Here is a 13,728-nt window from a genome sequence, read left to right as displayed (position 1 = left end):
CTAGCATTATACTAGCAATAAAAATCGAAATGAGGGTTAATTATGCATAATAAAAGTATTCGTGTGCACTCTGACGAAGTAGCAAAGGCAGCTCAAGCCGCGTTAATTCGTAGAGGTGTAGCGATAGAGGATATCGCGCAAATTGTTTACGAAATGCAAAAAACCTATAATGAAGGTTTGACACTAGAGCATTGTGTTCATTCTGTTGAACGTGTATTGCGTAAGCGAGAAGTGCAACATGCTTTATTAGTAGGAATTGAATTAGATGAATTAGCAGAGAAAAAATTATTATCTTCACCACTACAACAAATTATCGAATCAGATGAAGGTTTATTCGGCGTAGACGAAACAATCGCACTAGGATCTGTATTTACATATGGCAGCATTGCCGTTACTACTTTTGGTCACTTAGACAAGCAAAAAATAGGGATTATAAAAAAACTGGATACGGAACCCGGACATCATGTCAACACGTTCTTAGATGATTTGGTTGGTAGTATAGCAGCTTCAGCGGCTTCACGTATTGCACATCGTATGCGTGACCTAGAAGAAGAAGGCGAAACATTCGCTGATATCGAACCTGAAGAGCTAGGACCAAAACCAAAATCACATAATGAAATATAAAATGAGTTTCTTCTATTAAAAAGAGCCTTCTCAAATTTTGAGAAGGCTCTCATGTTGTTGAAAAAAGATAATGTCAAAGGAAGAAAAAGCAACTTTGCAAGGTGAGGGGTTGATTTCCGTTCCGCCAGCGTCCTTTCCAGGGGGCGTCCGATGAGCCGCTTCACTCACTTCCGTTCGCTCCAGGGTCTCATCTGTGACGCTAAATCCCCTTGGAGTGACCTAACTCCACTCCAACCAAAATGTCTTTACTTTTCTCATGCTAGCATAGCAATCAAATAGTCCAATATCTGTATTCTTAGGGGGATGGGATTTTTATTTTCAATATGGAGAAGTGATGCGTGACAACACCTCTCCATAAAAAGTAGTGAAGACCTTTGCTAAAAAGGTAACACTTTTGTAGGTTGGAGTAGAAGGCTACTTGACTCTCATGGAATAGCTAGCCCACAGGAAAGCAAGTAGCCTGCAACGGAAATCCAATTCTTTCAATTGAATGTTTTGTTTTTCAATACTAATAGAGCCTTCTCAAATTTTGAGAAGGCTCTAATTTATTTTACTTTTTATCGTTATATGCTTTTACAAATTCTTTTACTTTTTCGCTATCTGCTTGAAGTTTTAAACCAGTATCAATTAATGGAGAGACTGTAGATACAGCTGGTTTTTTATTGCCTTGATAATAGCTAATGAATTCATCTTGGTTAATAGAGTATAGAATTGCTTTACGTAAATCTGCTGAATCAGAAACTGCACGGCCAGATGTATTCATTTGTAGGTAGGACACAGCATTACTATCTGCCGTATTTAATGTTAATTTCGTATCTGATTTGACAATATCCAGTTTCGTTTCTGGTACTGTTTGAAGAACATGAATTTCACCATTACGTAATGCAGATAGGGCACTATCAACATCAGAGATAAAACGAACATTGATTTTAGCAATTTTCGGCTCGTATTCGCTGCCAGAACGATATGCAGGGTTTTTCACAAACTGTGCTTCATAATCATTTTTTTTCACCAAAATGTAAGGACCACTTGCATATAGCTGGTTATTGAATGTTGCTGAACCTTCCGTTACAGTAGCTTGATCACCATAGGCAATGTCTTTGTCAGGATTATAACTAGCTACATCATACGTATTAATACTTGTTACTTGTTTTTCAGATACGATACCACCAGATTGGTGTGCTAAGTAATTTAATACTTGTGGGAAAGGTGTAGGTGTTGTAATTTTAACAACTTGGTATGCACCTGATGCATTATTAACAGCACCTTTATCTTTTGCTAATTGCGCTACAGAAGCAGGTAGGTTTTGTGATAATGCTTCTAAAACGGATTGCTCAGAGCCTGCTACTTTTTTATTTTGTAATTCGGATAAATCAGAAACGATTTCGACTGTTTCAATATTTTCATGAATGCTGTAAGTACGATGATCCGGTACTGAATTAGCATCTTTTGCACGGTTTAGTGAGAAGACTACATCCTCAGCCGATACTAATTCACCTGTATCAACAGCTGCACCATCTTTCACAGCAGCAAAATTGATATCATCGCGTAAAATGAAGTAATATTCTTGATTACCTTCAGCCATTACATGGTTATAAGATAATGAACCATCTGACACAACTTCATCTGTGTCTGTTAAGTTAACAAGACGAACATACATATTCGTGTTTAATGTGTTGATTGAACCATCATTCCCTTTAATCGGATCAAGTGAAGTAAGAGAATTGATTGTTTGGTGCAAAATTAAAGGTTCTGTTGCATTTTTAGATGGATCATTAAATTCGATTTTTTCCCATACTTGTGCACGAGATTTTGGTAAAAGAACTGTTTTAGGGTTAACAAGTTCAGAGTAGATACCTTGATACTTATTGGAAATATATAAAGGCGCAATATAAGCCTGATCGAATACTAATAATTGCTCTAAATCTTTATATTTAGCTGCAGCTTCTTCACCAGTCAATGTGCTCGCTTCATCAATCAACGCATCTAGTTTTGAATCTGCCACCACACTGTAGTCACCGCCAGTTTTAAATAAACCACGAACAGCATAGTCAGGGTTCCCTGTAACTGTCGTCCAACTTGAAAGAGCAAGATCATAGTTACCTGCTTCTTTTTGAGCAGAGAAAGAACCGTAATCTGGTTGAATGTTAAGTTTTACATCAAAACCATTTTTCACTAATTGGTCACGTACAATGTTCATGTCTTCTTCAGAAGCTGCCATGCCTAATACTTCAATGGCAATCTTGCCATTGCTCTTGTCACTATCTTTTGAATCTTTACTGCCTTCTACGTCAGTTTTTGTTTGTACACAGCCAGCCAAAGCTAGTACTGCAACGAATAAAAATACAAGTAATTTCTTCATAGTTACCTCCGATTAATTTGTTTTTGGATCTAAAGCATCTCGTAAACCATCTCCTAAGAAGTTAAAGGAGAGGACAAGAAGCATAATACAAAGACCTGGGAAAATTGCGACATATGAATGTGTTTCCAGGTACGTACTACCAACTTTTAAAATATTGCCCCATTCGGGAATATGCGGCTCAATACCAAGCCCTAAAAAACTTAAACTACTCGTTGAAATAACAGCTCCACCAATCGTTAATGTTGCTTTCACAATCATTGGTGCTAAAGAATTGGGGACAATGTGCTTGAAAATAATAGCTGCATCAGATGCACCTAAAGCTCTAGCCGATTCTACAAACTCATAATTAGCAAGCTGCATAACATTTGCCCGCATTGTACGGGCATAGGTTGGAATTGCTCCAACACTAAGTGCAATAATAAGATTCACAGTATTAGCACCAAATGCGGCGATAATAGCAATGGCTAACAATATTCCAGGAATGGCATATAAAATATCGAGACTTCGCATGATGATATTATCAGTGGACTTACCGTAATAGCCTGAAAAAGCTCCTAATGCCCCGCCAATAACTGCGGGGATAATCGTGGAGAAAAATCCGACGATTAACGATATTTGTGCCCCGAATACTATACGAGAAAATAAGTCTCGGCCATAATTATCTGTACCTAATGGGTATTCTAATGTCGGTGTTTGTAGCAATGCTCCATAATTATTTTCCGTAGCGAAATCATAGTCGAAAGTCCAAGAGCTTGTAACGGACAATGAGAACATGAAAATGATAAAGAATAAACCGAATACAGCCATCGTATTGCGTAAAATCTTCTCCCATATTTTTTGCCATTTCTCAATAGAAGATGGATTTGCCTTTCGAGCCTTTTGAATAAGGCTATATCCTAGTAAAGTCGCAAATAGATTACCAGTGAAAGTCGCCAATAGTAGGACAATACCTGGAATGAGCATCCATTTAGGTGCCTCAGTTGCTGTGACGTATTTTGTACATAAAATGGCCATCACGATATAAAGAAGTGAGAGTACTAAGAAAACGCCCATTGCCAGTAAAAAGGTATCTGTTACATATGGCTTAAATAAATTTAATGCTGCAATACCTAAGATGAATAGTTGTGTTATAAAGGCATAGGCAGCAAAAGTATATTCTGCAGTCTTTCTTTTTGACACAAGCATAAATGCAAAGGATGTCGAAAAAATATTGCCTGACAGTATCGTTATTAAAAGGGGATAGCCAAACATTCGAGTGCTTTTTTGAATGTCACCATACTTGGCTAAATCCTTTTTAATTCGCAAATTCACGAAGGCAACATATGCCGTGGTAATGGCATAAATAATAAAAAAGAGCAGAACAACAGGTCGCCAGCTATTGCTGGAAAAATTATAGCTATAGGCTAGAAATAGTAAAGAAAACAGTAAGGAAAAGACAAAGGTAAAATGAGAATTGACATATTCCTGTGTAATCTTCAAGAGTAGTTTGACATGTAAGATGTTTTTCACAGGCGATCCTCCTTTAAGACTTCTTCATTTTCGAGCGAATGCGTGGATCAAAAAAGGCATACATGATATCAATGAATAAATTGACAATTGAAATGGTGATGGCGATATAAACAACGCCCCCAAGAATGGCCGGAATATCAGGGATAAATTGTTTATCGACGATATAGCTACCTATCCCACTAATGTTGAATACCTTTTCTGTTACAGATGCGCCTCCCAACATACCTCCAAAAAGAAGTCCAATCACCGTAATAATCGGAATCATAGCATTGCGAATGGCATGTTTTGAAATCACTTTGAATTCATTTAAGCCCTTTGCTTTTGCTGTAATAATGTAATCCTCATGAATCACCTCAAGCATACTTGACCTTGTCATCCTAGCAATAGATGCCGTAATGGATGTTCCCAAAACGACAATTGGCATGATGAGCGATAGCCAATTATGAGGGTTATAGGTAGCTGGAAACCATTGTAGCTTTAAAGCAAATGTCAAAATAAAAATTAAACCTTGCCAAAAGCTCGGAATGGATAAACCGATTAAAGCAATAAACATAAATGTATAATCCAAATATGAATTTGGACGAACAGCTGAAATAATACCGACTGGAATGGCAATAGCAATAGCCATTAGCAACGACAATACGGCGATTTCAAGAGTGACAGGAAATTTAGTAGCAATGCTGTGTGTGATATCTTCTTTACCTGCAAAGGATGTACCTAAATCAAATGTAAATAGGCCAGATAATGCGTTCCATAGTTGTGATAAATAAGGTTGATCTAAACCATGAATGCGATTAAAGTTCACTATTTGCTCGGGTGTTGCTTCAACTCCGAGTAGATTTCTTGCTGGATCAAATGGTGATAAATATAAAATGGTAAACACTAATGTAGCCACACCAACAATCACAATAAAGCTTTGTAAAATACGTTCAATGATAAATTGCAGAAATGGATTCGCAAATAAGATAAGTACTACATAAAATAAAACAGCTGGTAGAAAGGTAAGAGCCACAAAACGTTTGTTAGTTAATTGCTGATTAAAAAATTGGTCATAGGATAGTTGTTGTATGCCCTCTTTTTGTAAATCCTGATCCACTTGCTGTTGGAGTTTTCTTTGAGCTAATTGCTTGGCTGTGGACTGAATTTGTGACTCCAATACAGCCTCTTTAAAAAATGTAGCTTTTGCAATTTCTTGTTGCCCAAATTCCTTTTGCCATTGGGCTACCAATCCATGCTCTATATAGTACTGACTACGCAATGCAAAAGCCTGATCATAAGTGTTTGAATGATTTCTTTTCCGATAGATAAAGTATGTAAAAGGGTGGACTAAAATACTAAAAAGAAAAAGAAGTAGATGATAAGGCTTTTGATGCACTAGTTTTTGATAAACCGTAGAAAAGAAAATAAATTTCTCGGGTTTTAAATAAATTTTTGAAGTAACCATGCATTTCCTCCAAACGTAAATAAAATATTCAGCATCATATTGTATAATTCCTATCAGTATTGTAAAGTATGGATTATACTTGAAAGTAAGTCAATCACAAATTTTAAAAAGGATGGGTCGAATGAGTGAAAAGCTTTTAGAAATCAATAATCTTCGCGTATCCTTTATCACAGGGGAGACAGAATTTGAAGCAGTTAAGGACGTTAGCTTCCATCTAAATAAAGGTGAAACACTCGGAATTGTAGGAGAGTCTGGTAGCGGGAAAAGTGTAACGGCTCGCTCCATTATGCGTTTATTACCATCGCCACCTTCATTTTTGAAATCTGGCACTATTGTGTTTAAAGGGCAAGAACTCACTGAATTTAGTGAAAAACAAATGGAAGGGATACGTGGACAAGATATTAGTATGATTTTCCAAGATCCAATGACATCCACAAACCCTACTATACGAATAGGTGATCAAGTGGCTGAAAGTTTAATCAAGCATCAGTCAATGTCAAAAACTGAGGCTTATCAACAAACAATAGAATTATTAAAACTGGTAGGTATTAGAGACGCAGAAGAACGGTATCGACAATACCCTCATGAATTTTCAGGTGGTATGCGTCAACGCGTAATGATTGCAATGGCGCTTGCTTGTAATCCCTCGCTGCTTATTGCAGATGAACCAACAACAGCATTGGACGTTACGATTCAAGCTCAAATCCTAAAATTAATGCGCGATATGCAAAAGAAAATGGGAACGTCTATTATTTTAATTACACACGATTTAGGTGTAGTTGCAGGTATGTGTGATCGCATCATCGTGATGAAAGAAGGAGAAATAGTTGAACAGGGCACAACAGAAGAAATTTTTGCAAATGCCCAGCATCCGTATACCAAGAAATTATTAAATGCGTTACCAAAGCTGCATGAGAAAAAGCAACCAAAAGAGATTGCTACAATTCAGCCAGGTATCGATCGACATAAGCCGTTAATCGAAGTAACCAATCTGTCCAAAGAATTTCCATTAGGCCGTGGTCAAACGTTGAAAGCAGTGAACGATTTATCATTCTATATATATCCTGGTGAAACATTGGGCTTGGTTGGTGAATCTGGTTCAGGTAAATCGACTACAGGTAGGACGATTCTTCAGCTTCATCAGCCTACAAATGGAGAGGTACTATATCAAGGAATACCTGTAACAAGGTTATCGAAAAAACAGCTAAAGGCAATGCGTCGCCATATGCAAATTATTTTCCAAGATCCCTATTCATCGTTAAATCCTCGCAAAAAAATCTTAGACATTATTGGCGAGGCTCTTGATATTCATGGTCTGGTGAAGACACATGAAGAGAGGCGACAACGGGTAGAGGAATTGCTTGAACTTGTCGGTTTGAAGAAAGAGCATGCCATGCGGTATCCTCATGAATTTTCAGGAGGTCAGCGTCAACGAATAGGTATTGCGAGAGCGTTAGCAGTTGAGCCAAACTTTATTGTTTGTGATGAACCATTATCAGCACTGGATGTTTCCATTCAAAGGCAGATTGTTGATTTATTAAAAGAATTACAACAAAAGCTTGGATTGACGTATTTATTTATTGCTCATGATTTATCCATGGTGAAGCATATCAGCGATCGTGTAGCCGTCATGTATGGTGGGAAAATTGTAGAACTGGCAGAAAGTGAAGAGCTATATGCTAACCCACAACATCCATATACACGTGCATTATTACGCTCCATTCCTATTCCAGATCCTGCAATAGAGAAACAGAAGTATAGTGAGGCTGAACATGCAGAAGATGTGAAAATACGTTATGAGGTAGAAAATAGTCAACTAGTAGAGGTTTCTCCTAATCATTGGGTAGCTGTGACTCGATGATAGCTTGAATGTAGTAGCTTGATATTTTACAATAGAAACATCGTGTAACTTGTTATCTTCGTGATAATGAGGTACACACCTTATACGAACCGCTCGTATAAGAAATGATGATTAGTTGTGAGGGGCCTACTACATGAAAATGCAAGATATAAAAACATTAATAACAAGTGGTACGATTATTTTGGCTGTAGCATTGTACATGATATTTGGCAGATCACCTGCGGAAGATCAAGATACTAAATCAGTTACAGATCAGCAAGGTACTATATCCATTGAACAGGTGGAAGAAAAAACAGGAAATAAACGCTTTGAGCTAGACTATATTAAAGCATATGATGGAGATACGATTCAGGCGACAATTAATGGTGAGAAACGAAAAATTCGTCTGTTAATGGTGGATACACCTGAAATGAATTACAACAAAGGTGGCGCCCAACCATATGCTGAACAAGCAAAAGAGTATACGATCAATTTAATGGAAAAGGCTAAAAAAATTGAAGCGGTCTATGATGTTGGACCAGAAACAGACAATTATGATCGTCTTCTAGCCTATGTGTTTGTAGATGATGTATTATTGCAAGAATCTTTATTAAACGAAGGACTTGCAGTTGTACGTTATATTCATAAGCCAAACAACACATTCGAAGATGCCTTTAGAGCTATTCAACAAAAAGCTCAGAATGCAAAATTAAATATTTGGTCACATGATGACTACTTCCAAAACGATGGTTTCCATCCTGAAGTAGTTCAATAATCTACCCCTTTACTATACGCTTTTTAAAGGATAATTTTTTAATAGCTGCTAGGCAGTAGCTTCTATGTTGAAATATGACGATTTCATTCGCAGAAACTTTTGACAAGGTGAGAGGGCGTCCGATAAGCCGTACACTCAAAATATTGGAATTAAAAATCTAATGTTGGGGTGCTAGTTCATAATTACGCTCCTGAACCTCCTCATTTTTGGGAACGTTAAAAATTGTAGACGGCTCATTCTATTATAGAATGAGCCGTCTACAGTCTGAATCCATTTACTAATGAGTAGTAAATGGATTCTCTTTTTATGCATCCACATCTTTCGTCCATTCGGCTACTTTATCTGGATTGTTATCAATCCATTTTTTCGCAGCTTCTGTGGCACTCATACCTTCCATAATATCAAACATTACACTTTCTATATCGTCGGCACTCCAGTTGAAACGGTCAAGGACACGATAGGCTTCAGGGGCATCCTCTTTTAAACCATTTCGCGCAAAAGTGCCAATATATTCTTCTGCTCCATATAAGCCTTTCGGGTCATCTAAATACTTTAAATCATAGGCATTAAAGATCCAGTGTGGTGACCAGCCTGTAATGATGATTTCTTCATTATTGGAAATGGCTTGGCTAAGGGCTGCGGTCATTGCACCAGCAGACGAGGTCAATACATTCCAACCTTCCAGATTCTTATATTCCTTATAGGCATTTTCAGTCGTAGCCATCATATTGGCTCCTGGTTCTATCCCAGTAATGGTTTGATTAGCTTGGTTTGTTAAATCTTCAATAGAATCGACATCCATATAACTTGGAACGACTAAACCAATCTTAGCACCCGTTAGATTTTCACCTAAATTCTCTATTTTATCTTTGTATTTCTCTACTTGTGGGGCATGTGTTTGCGGTAACCAGGCAGATACCATACCGTCTACCTCTCCGTTTGCAAGTGCCTCCCACATGATCCCATTGTCTAAAGGCGTCAATGTTACCTTATATCCTAATTCCTCTAATACTTGTCCTACTACATGTGTAGAAGCAACCTCAGTATCCCATTCAACATATGCTAAATTGATTTCACCTTTATCATTATTCTTTGTATCCTCTTTTTCTGAACCACATGCAGTTAACACTAAAATGCATATAAATACTATACCTATTTTCAATAATTTTATGATTCTCATATTACATCTCCTTTCTATTATTTCTTACATATAAGTAAATATATTTACAAGTAACAACTTAATTTTATAAACAAGTTGTTACTTTTGTCAAATTGATGGTTTATTCAAACAGTCGAAAAAGATGGTAAATAGTCAACTAAACTTTCCTGTGCCCATAAATTTTTTTATTGGTGACATACGATAGGTGAAAATGGAGAGATGGAGATTTGAGGAGGCTTAGTATGCATTGGATTACAATTATTCTAATAGGAATTGCTGCGAATTTAGATAACTTGGGGATTGGCCTAGCTTATGGCGTCAAACAAGTTAAAATCCCGATTTTATCGAATGCTGTGATTGCGATTATGTCGATGATTGTCACATATGTCGCAGTAACAGCAGGTAGCACAGTTGTTGAGTATATTTCACCGCATACTGCCAATTTATTAGGGAGTTTACTACTGTGTGTAATTGGTCTATGGACTTTGATGTCCAATAATCTTTCTAATCAGCGGATAGCAAGAAATCCTGAATTATTTGATGAAGATAAAAATCTAGTGATTTCAACAAGAGAAGCAATGGCACTAGGCTTCGTATTGTCAGCGAACTGTTTAGCAGGGGGTATTGCAATAGGCGCAAATGGCATCTCGGCCCTTTGGACAGTTATTTCCATCGGGGTATTTTCCTTTATCACAGTTGGGGTGGGAAGTAGATGTGGCTCTTTACTAGGAAAAACGTTTATTGGCAGGCATTCTACTGCAATATCAGGATGGCTACTAATTATGATTGGTATTTTTGAGATTTTTGCAAAATAATATATGCTGTGCTAAATATCACCAAATTTTGGTGATATTCTTTTTGTTAGGAGGGAAATTTGACATATTGAGGTCGAATTTGGATTAGTGTTGACATACACTGGTAGAGGAACCTATACGACCACAATTTCATGATTTATTAGCGATTAATATAGCAATAGGTAAAATTTTGAAGTTATCTCCATCTTTTCCCCTGCTCCACACCCAACGTGCAGCTTTCACCGCATTAGGCGTTCCATCTTATCCTTTTAGACTAAAGCAACTAAATTACATTTCTTACGAAATTGGTTTAATTTCTCCAATTGTTTACCATCCAATTGGAGAAGGCTCTTATATCGTTCAATCGTTTCTGTTTCTGTAGCATGGATTAGTTTATGAACATTCCTATGCACTATTACGAGATTCTTGAATTCATCTGAACCTCCCATATGGCGAGGGATTCTGTGATGACAATGGACTTCTTCAGCTACTAAGAATTCTCCTGTTATCGCACATTTCCCTGATTGCATGGAGTATCTTGAAATTCGGTTATCAGCGTATTCAAGGTTATCGTTATAGAAGATTGTTTTTAACAGTCTATTTATTTGAATAACTACATCGTTCTTTAACTGTTTATGTAGCTTTAACCTTCCTTCTTTCGTATAGTTGCATAAATCTTGACTAAAATTTTTACAGTTCACAGATTTTATGTCCGCTAAAGGAAAAAGGTGGATACCAGCAATTTCAAATGTCTTGAAATTACCTTTGTTAAACCTTTTAAATGTTTCTGACGGTCGTATAGGTATTCCGTATTTTCCAATAGATTTGATTCGATTGTATAAGGTTCGAGAGAGCCGATAGGCTATCTTTGTAAAGTCAATGTTCACATGCGTTGCAAACTTGTAATAGTTTTTAATACCGAGAATATATACGTTATAACTTGTAGCCGTTTTAGCTGTTGGACTTTTTTGGATTTCATGAATTAACTTTCTAGCTTTTTGTAGAATTGTTTTCATTTTATTATCCATAACATGCGTGTTAGCTACATATTTCTTTCGCTTCCTTACTACTTTGATGGAGAATCCTAGGAAATCGGATGCCTTTTTTCTTAAATTAGTAATCTGTGATTTTTCATTTGATATGTCAAGATGTAATTGATACTTGAGATAACCCTTAACTGCATGATAGATTTTGATGGCGTTTTTATGGGAATTTGTGAATATCTTGAAGTCATCTGCATATCTCACAATATACATTTCCTTTAAGGTGGTTGTTTTCTTAATCATTCTAACTTTGATTTTTTTTTCTTTATATTTGAATTTGGTCTTCATATTTTCCCATTGGTTACTAATCCACCAATCTAATTCATTTAATACAATATTGGATAGGAGAGGTGAAAGAATCCCTCCTTGCGGAGTCCCCTTGGTTGGTATTCCTATACCTTTTATTGGGGCTTTAAGCATTTTTGACACTACATTTAGTACCCTTTTGTCACAAATTCCTATACTGTACATTTGTTTTAACAGCTTTGAGTGGCTTACATTGTCAAAGAAACCTTGAATATCTATGTCTACTACGTGATGATTGTTTGTAAGATTAGCAAGGTGTTGGCATCTTGCCATTGCATGATGAGTTGACCTATTTGGTCTAAAACCATACGAATGATTATAGAACCTAGCCTCACAGATGGGTTCTAGTATTTGTTTAAACATTTGTTGTATTAATCTATCTCTCATGGTTGGGATACCTAATGGTCTAGTTTTCCCATTTGGTTTTGGTATTTCTACTCTTTTAACCGTTTGAGGTTTATAGTTTTTTAATGCTTTTCTTATTTCATCAACAAAAGTTTCAACATCTTCTATTTTATATTGCTCAATGGTGATACCATCTGTACCAGAAGTTTTTGAGCCTGTGTTAGCCTTGATATTGCGATAGGCTAATAGAATATTATTTTTGGATATGATATGTTCGTATAAATTTAAACCTTTAGTTGCATTATTCTTACTTCTTTCGTAAAGGTCGTCATATATACATTGCATATCATAATATTCTGCATGTCGTAGTGTTGTACTCACCGATGGTGTGTCGCCCCTTTCATAAGAAAAGTCCCATCATCTTACTCGACCTTGTGAGTTTCATTTAGTTGTTTTAGTTTTCAAAGAACAAGACTTGGGGCTATCCCTCTACGGTCGTTACTCGCTTCATCGGTACTGTACCCCTACTTTCACAAGGATAAAGAAATTTCGGCATATGCCTTATGTCCACCATCCCGATAATAGGCGTTTGAATGGATGTTCCTTGCTTACAACGTTCCGATTAACCTAGCTGTACATATATCCTTAGGTGCTTACTATGAACCTGTTCATTTATACTCTCATTGTCGAGTATCTCGAATTTCCTAATGAGGATTTGTACTCTTCGATAATGAACCCTGCTTGTGCAGTTTATCCTTTTCAGAAATAATACAATTTTAGACCCGTACGTTCGCAAGTTTGTCAGCCCTGAAGGGCATTCTCACCTTAGACATTTTGTAGCATCCCGACCTATCAAGAACCCTATTCTTTCTGAGCAACTTAGGTAATCTTCAGTCGACTTCACCTAGCTTCATACATGTCTTGTCTATTACCAGTTCATGCATGTAGGAGTATCAGATAATTCGTTTCAGCTCAACATGACGGCTTTCATTCCGAATTTCAGTTAATCAGTTGTGACTGTTATGACAGCCCTCCCATTTCATGCGTACGCATTTATAGGGAAACGTTTCGCACCCTCATATTGTTGGGTGGATTTTAGTGGATGGGACAAAACTTAATAATCCGATATTACAAGCTGATACCAATGACTATTATTTAAAACTTTAAAGATCAGGAGAGTCGGGCTGGAAGTGTGTTTATGGATTACCGAAATAATATACTGAGTATGGACAAAAACACGGTTTTATATGGACATGCTATGAAGAATAATACAATGTTTGGTAATCTTAAAAATTACTTTAAGCAAGGCTATGTGGATAAACATCCAATCCTATACCTCGATACCTTATATGAGGGCTATGAACAGGAGCGGTCTGCTATTCAGATGGATGTTGATTTAAGTCCAGAGGATAAAATTCTTACTTTATCGACATGTAAGGATGCTGTGATGAGTGACGATTATCGCATTGTTATGTAAGGCAAGTTAGTAAAACGTGGAGGGGAGAATAGATAGGGATGTACCGATAA

Annotated in this window: 10 protein-coding genes; 5 read left to right on the top strand and 5 right to left on the bottom strand. The window is 36.8% G+C overall.

The window, feature by feature from the left end:
- Positions 1 to 42 precede the first annotated feature (42 nt).
- Positions 43 to 624, top strand: coding sequence for a phosphatidylglycerophosphatase A (locus V1L66_RS18990; RefSeq protein ID WP_054549790.1), 582 nt, complete (start codon positions 43 to 45; stop codon positions 622 to 624).
- 550 nt (positions 625 to 1,174) lie between these two features.
- On the opposite strand, the gene V1L66_RS18985 is transcribed toward V1L66_RS18990, so the two are convergent.
- The 3 genes from V1L66_RS18985 to V1L66_RS18975 are packed head-to-tail and all read right to left on the bottom strand — an operon-like array spanning position 1,175 to position 5,939.
- Complete coding sequence (locus V1L66_RS18985; RefSeq protein ID WP_333006249.1) at positions 1,175 to 2,986, bottom strand: ABC transporter substrate-binding protein; 1,812 nt, start codon at positions 2,984 to 2,986, stop codon at positions 1,175 to 1,177.
- 12 nt (positions 2,987 to 2,998) lie between these two features.
- Positions 2,999 to 4,495, bottom strand: a complete 1,497-nt coding sequence (locus V1L66_RS18980) for an ABC transporter permease (protein ID WP_036075252.1) — start codon at positions 4,493 to 4,495, stop codon at positions 2,999 to 3,001.
- Between the two features lie 13 nt (positions 4,496 to 4,508).
- Positions 4,509 to 5,939: an ABC transporter permease gene (locus tag V1L66_RS18975; RefSeq protein WP_036075250.1), complete on the bottom strand. Its 1,431-nt coding sequence runs from the start codon at positions 5,937 to 5,939 to the stop codon at positions 4,509 to 4,511.
- A 121-nt stretch (positions 5,940 to 6,060) separates the two neighbouring features.
- Here V1L66_RS18975 and V1L66_RS18970 point away from each other — a divergent pair, with 121 nt between their 5' ends.
- Positions 6,061 to 7,800: an ABC transporter ATP-binding protein gene (locus tag V1L66_RS18970; RefSeq protein ID WP_333006245.1), complete on the top strand. Its 1,740-nt coding sequence runs from the start codon at positions 6,061 to 6,063 to the stop codon at positions 7,798 to 7,800.
- A 133-nt stretch (positions 7,801 to 7,933) separates the two neighbouring features.
- A complete protein-coding gene (locus V1L66_RS18965; RefSeq protein WP_016995589.1) occupies positions 7,934 to 8,554 on the top strand; it encodes a thermonuclease family protein in 621 nt (206 codons plus the stop codon).
- 304 nt (positions 8,555 to 8,858) lie between these two features.
- On the opposite strand, the gene V1L66_RS18960 is transcribed toward V1L66_RS18965, so the two are convergent.
- On the bottom strand, positions 8,859 to 9,734 hold the full coding sequence (locus V1L66_RS18960) for a glycine betaine ABC transporter substrate-binding protein (RefSeq protein ID WP_016995482.1): 876 nt from the start codon (positions 9,732 to 9,734) through the stop codon (positions 8,859 to 8,861).
- Positions 9,735 to 9,955: 221 nt separating this feature from the next.
- Between V1L66_RS18960 and V1L66_RS18955 the strand changes: the two genes are divergently transcribed.
- Positions 9,956 to 10,528, top strand: coding sequence for a manganese efflux pump (locus tag V1L66_RS18955; RefSeq protein ID WP_016995481.1), 573 nt, complete (start codon positions 9,956 to 9,958; stop codon positions 10,526 to 10,528).
- Positions 10,529 to 10,776: 248 nt separating this feature from the next.
- On the opposite strand, the gene ltrA is transcribed toward V1L66_RS18955, so the two are convergent.
- Positions 10,777 to 12,582 (bottom strand): group II intron reverse transcriptase/maturase, encoded by a 1,806-nt coding sequence (gene ltrA / locus V1L66_RS18950; protein WP_333006239.1) that lies wholly within the window; start codon positions 12,580 to 12,582, stop codon positions 10,777 to 10,779.
- Between the two features lie 817 nt (positions 12,583 to 13,399).
- Here ltrA and V1L66_RS18945 point away from each other — a divergent pair.
- Positions 13,400 to 13,678 carry a class B sortase gene (locus V1L66_RS18945; RefSeq protein ID WP_016995480.1) on the top strand — a complete coding sequence of 93 codons (279 nt, stop codon included), beginning with the start codon at positions 13,400 to 13,402 and terminating at the stop codon, positions 13,676 to 13,678.
- The last annotated feature ends 50 nt before the right edge of the window (positions 13,679 to 13,728 follow it).

The organism is Lysinibacillus sp. IITD104 (assembly GCF_036698265.2).
Lineage (GTDB): Bacteria > Bacillota > Bacilli > Bacillales_A > Planococcaceae > Lysinibacillus > Lysinibacillus boronitolerans.
Note: the sequence above shows the minus strand (reverse complement) of the source record. Positions and strands in the feature narration are given on the sequence as shown.

Excerpts from the sequence above, each read along its gene's own strand:
- V1L66_RS18985 (WP_333006249.1), bottom strand. The coding sequence starts at position 2,986 with ATGAAGAAATTACTTGTATTTTTATTCGTTGCAGTACTAGCTTTGGCT.
- V1L66_RS18945 (WP_016995480.1), top strand. The coding sequence starts at position 13,400 with ATGGATTACCGAAATAATATACTGAGTATGGACAAAAACACGGTTTTA.
- V1L66_RS18965 (WP_016995589.1), top strand. The coding sequence starts at position 7,934 with ATGAAAATGCAAGATATAAAAACATTAATAACAAGTGGTACGATTATT.
- V1L66_RS18970 (WP_333006245.1), top strand. The coding sequence starts at position 6,061 with ATGAGTGAAAAGCTTTTAGAAATCAATAATCTTCGCGTATCCTTTATC.
- V1L66_RS18955 (WP_016995481.1), top strand. The coding sequence starts at position 9,956 with ATGCATTGGATTACAATTATTCTAATAGGAATTGCTGCGAATTTAGAT.
- V1L66_RS18990 (WP_054549790.1), top strand. The coding sequence starts at position 43 with ATGCATAATAAAAGTATTCGTGTGCACTCTGACGAAGTAGCAAAGGCA.
- V1L66_RS18960 (WP_016995482.1), bottom strand. The coding sequence starts at position 9,734 with ATGAGAATCATAAAATTATTGAAAATAGGTATAGTATTTATATGCATT.
- V1L66_RS18975 (WP_036075250.1), bottom strand. The coding sequence starts at position 5,939 with ATGGTTACTTCAAAAATTTATTTAAAACCCGAGAAATTTATTTTCTTT.